This window comes from Pedobacter sp. ASV12, from assembly GCF_016429155.1.
Lineage (GTDB): Bacteria > Bacteroidota > Bacteroidia > Sphingobacteriales > Sphingobacteriaceae > Pedobacter.
The window spans coordinates 1-450 of the sequence record NZ_JAELUC010000301.1 but is presented as its reverse complement, the minus strand read 5'-3'; the positions used below and the strand labels follow the sequence as shown (position 1 = coordinate 450).

1 protein-coding gene is annotated in these 450 nt (G+C 42.9%); it reads left to right on the top strand.

Going from position 1 to position 450, the window contains the following annotated elements; genetic code table 11:
• Nucleotides 1-211: 211 nt before the first annotated feature.
• Nucleotides 212-450: hypothetical protein (locus JHD69_RS20400; RefSeq protein WP_233166139.1), on the top strand; the 239-nt coding region annotated here is incomplete at its 3' end.

Sequence of the window (450 nt, the reverse complement as noted above, 5' to 3'; positions counted from 1 at the left end):
ACCCCCCCCCCACCACCCACACCTCCCCATGTCGTGGTTCGTCGGCAGCGTCAGATGTGTATAAGAGACAGATCCAATAAATCCTAAAATTATTTACAAACCCATTAAAAGTCAATATGCCAACGGGGCTGTTTATTCTGTAAAACAACAACAGGCATCTGATGTATTGATAAGTTGGATCATGCAATCGTATTCGCCTCGCGGATTGGTAATGCGTACGCTAGCAAAAAACGATGAACGTTGGTATGTGGATGCCAATGGCCCATTACAAAGTTATGGAGTAAATTTCTTGGGCTATGCGGCAATATTTGCGAAAGGAAAAATCAACCTTCATTGTTGTGAGCTAGGACAAAGGTTAGTAGCTGGGTTTAATGATTTTCCTGGCGTTTATGTCAAAGGCTTTAATCCTGGTGGACTATACTTTTTTGCCGAACAGGCACAATTTAGTGC